Origin of the sequence: Cupriavidus sp. UYPR2.512, assembly GCF_000379565.1 — a bacterium.
Taxonomy (GTDB): domain Bacteria; phylum Pseudomonadota; class Gammaproteobacteria; order Burkholderiales; family Burkholderiaceae; genus Cupriavidus.
The window spans coordinates 1-3,406 of the sequence record NZ_KB902971.1; the positions used below are offsets into that span (position 1 = coordinate 1).

Here is a 3,406-nt window from a genome sequence, read left to right on the forward strand (position 1 = left end):
GCAGCGACCTCCAGCTTTCAACAGCAGCTGCGCGGCTTTGCCGCGACATCAGGCGCACTGATGAAGGAACCCGCCCCAGTTGGCTTTGGCTTCCCTTCGCGGGAGGAAGGTGGATTCGTGCTGCCTGTAATTGACACACACGCTTTTCTAACGAATTCTAATCAGTTATCAGCAGTGCCCGCCGCGCTCCAGCCGTATGCCTACGTACCAGTAGTTCGGCAGAATGTTACAGGTATGTATAGCGAGACGGTCAAGATCCCGCCCAACTCCTCACTCTCCGTCGTGATTCAATGATGCGAAGGGATGGCTGCTGTCACTCAACTTCTGTAGACCTATGCCTCACGTGATTGCTTCGCTAGTTGCCCTCAGCGTCGCTGCATTTGCCGCGGCACCAACGGAGGACCAGCATCTGACGCTGATTGGTGAGATCCACATCAAGGGCAATGAGCCCTTCCCAAAGGTCATACTCGAAACAGCAGCCCATAAAAGCTGGGAACTGGAAGGTGTGTCATTGAATGAGGCGCGGTTGGTAAGTCGTCGCCAGGTAACGGTGCACGGCGTCGTAATCAGATCGCCGGCCCCAGGTGTGTGGTTGCCTTCAGTGCGAGTAGAAAGCCCTCCACAAGTGGTAGTGCCATGATGACCTTTATGCCAGTTCTGTTTTTATTGTCTCCATTCACTGATTTGCCGTGGTAAGTCACAGGACATTCGATGTCCGTGGATGGTAGGGTCACTAACACTTTCCGGTATCGAATAAGGAGCATAGAGTCATTCTTGCTGCTGTCCTACTAGTTTTCGGATGTTTCGCCCTGATTCGATACCAAGAGATAGGGTTTATGTATCCATTCACCTTAGGCAGCATTGAATGGCTATGCGCTATCTTGAAATTCATGTCATATTTATCTTTGGAGTATGTATATCTTGGACACCACCACCACCACCTCCAACTTCGATCTTCCCAATGACATCGCGAAGCTTTTGGTTGATCCCAAGACTTATTCAAACCGCGAGCTATTGCATGCAGTCTATACATGGGCGCGCGCGACCAACCCGTTCGGGCGCGCCATCATCGAGGGCTTCGACCCATTCTGGGTTGCAACAAAGCATGCCGATGTAAGTGCCATTTCGCGTGACAGCAGTCTATTTCGCAACGGTGACTATTCGGTTGTTTGCCGATCAAAAGCCGCAATCGACTATATAATTTCGGTCACCGGGTCTCCGCATATCGTCAAGGCGCTAGTGCAACTCGACGGTGATGAGCACCAGAAGTTGCGCGCGCTGGCGCAATCATGGTTTATGCCTGACAGCCTTCTCAAACTGGATGAGCGTATCCGACGACTGGCCCGTCGCTGTGTTGACAGACTTGCGCAGTATGAAGGTGGCCCAATAGATTTTTCTAGGGATATTGCGCCATATTATCCCTTGCATGTCATAATGGATATTCTAGGGGTCCCGTCTCAAGACGAGGCCAAAATGTTGGTCCTGACGCAGGAGTTGTTTGGTGGGGAAGATCCAGAACTCAATCGAAGAAAGGAGGAGGTCACTTCCGATAATGAGGTCTTGGCAAAAAATCTGCTGGCAGTAGTAGAAGACTTTCGGCATTATTTTGAAAAGCTGACTTCGGACAGAAGGAGGAATCCACGTAACGATATGGCAACATTGCTAGCCAACGCTATCGTAAATGGCGAACCGATTAGCGATGCCAGCCGCTTGGGCTACTACATTATTATTGCCACGGCGGGACACGATACCACATCATCGTCCTCCGCGATCGCAATGTGGGCACTGAGCCAGTTTCCTGACCTGCTGCCTCGACTTCAAGCCGATCCGGCGCTGATACCGCAATTTGTCGACGAAGCGGTGCGCTTTGCGTCACCGGTGAGTCACTTCATGCGTACCGCGGCGGCGGATACAGAGATCCGAGGGCGCACTATTCGCAAAGGCGATTGGATAATGCTGTGCTACGGCTCGGCTAATCGAGATGAAGCTATCTTCGATAAACCATTCGAGTTCAGCATTGATCGAAAAGAAGCCCGCCATCTGGCATTTGGAACAGGGCCTCATGTTTGCCTGGGCCAGCACTTGGCAAAAATGGAAATGCGCATCCTATTTGAGGAGATGATACCGTGCCTAGAAGGCGTGGAGTCGGCTGGGGAGCTCGAGATGGTCGCATCCAGCTTCGTCGGGGGGCCTAAGCATCTTCCTTTGCGCTGTTTCATGCGATAGAGCAGTTTTGAATCAAAATTCGTCACGGATGGTGGGACTGTCGTCATATGAAAGATTCGGAAAAATTAGAAATCATGCTTCCCACTCTCAAGAAAGTGGCACTGATTTCGCATATCGGAACTAGCAGACCAAGGCCTGCCAAAAATTTTGAGTTTAGGGCATCACATGTCTCCAAGGAGCATGTGATGCCGCGCAAAACCAAGACGAGCCAGGCCGCCGACCGTGAGTTGCGGACCCTCCCCGAGGATCTGATTGAACGCGCTTTGGGCGCCGAACTCGGCCATCATCTGGGCTACCCATCGGGCGCTGCCAACCAGCGCTGGCAATAGCGACAAGACGTTCCTGACGGACGATGGGCGGCTGCGGTTAGACATCCCGCGCGACCGCGACGGCATCTTCGATCCGATCCTGATTCCCAAGCACGAGCGGCGCTTCACCGGGTTCGGCGACAAGATCATCGCCATGTATGCCCGTGGCTTGGCCGTACGCGAGATCCGGGCGTTCCTGGCCGAGCAGTACGGCATCGAGGTATCACCCGAATTCATCAGCTCAGTGACCGATGCGGTCATGGACGAGGTCACCGCCTGGCAGGCCCGTCCGCTTGAGGTGATGTACCCGGTGGTGTTCTTCGACGCGCCGCGGGTCAAGATGCGCGACAATAGCGTGGTGCGCAACAAGGCCGTCTATCTGGCCTTGGGCGTGCTGCCGGACGGCAAGCGCGACATTCTGAGCCTGTGGATCGAGAGCACCGAAGGCGCCAAGTTCTGGATGAAGGTGTTCAACGACCTGAAGACGCGCGGCACGCAGGACATCTTGATTGCGGTGACCGATGGCCTCAAAGGGATGGAGCAGGCCCTGAATGCGGTGTTCCCGGAGACGACCCTGCAGACCTGCATCGTGCATCTGATCCGGAACAGTTTGGAATACGCCAGTTGGAAGGAGCGCCGCACCGTGGCGGCAGCGCTCAAGCCGGTGTACACGGCAACCAGTGCCGAGGCTGCACTGGCCGAGCTGGCGGCCTTCGAGCAAGGAAAATGGGGTAAGGACTACCCCCCGATCGCCGCGTCCTGGCGTCGCGCGTGGGACTAGTCTTACTGTGTCACAAGAGAAGTCGTTTGTTTGGCCTCCGACAGCACGGACACATGGCGAGTCTACCAATCAAGAGAATGCTGAGTTGGTG

1 protein-coding gene and 2 pseudogenes are annotated in these 3,406 nt (G+C 54.5%); all 3 read left to right on the forward strand.

Going from position 1 to position 3,406, the window contains the following annotated elements; all coding sequences use genetic code 11:
• Positions 1-294 (forward strand): annotated as a pseudogene (locus A3A5_RS41555) (hypothetical protein); the annotation flags it as partial.
• Between the two features lie 618 nt (positions 295-912).
• The gene (locus A3A5_RS0115530) at positions 913-2,226 is read left to right on the forward strand and encodes a cytochrome P450 (protein WP_018311476.1); all 1,314 of its coding nucleotides are present in this window, start codon (positions 913-915) and stop codon (positions 2,224-2,226) included.
• A 185-nt stretch (positions 2,227-2,411) separates the two neighbouring features.
• A pseudogene (locus A3A5_RS38590) lies at positions 2,412-3,312 on the forward strand (IS256 family transposase); the annotation flags it as partial.
• Between the last annotated feature and the right edge of the window lie 94 nt (positions 3,313-3,406).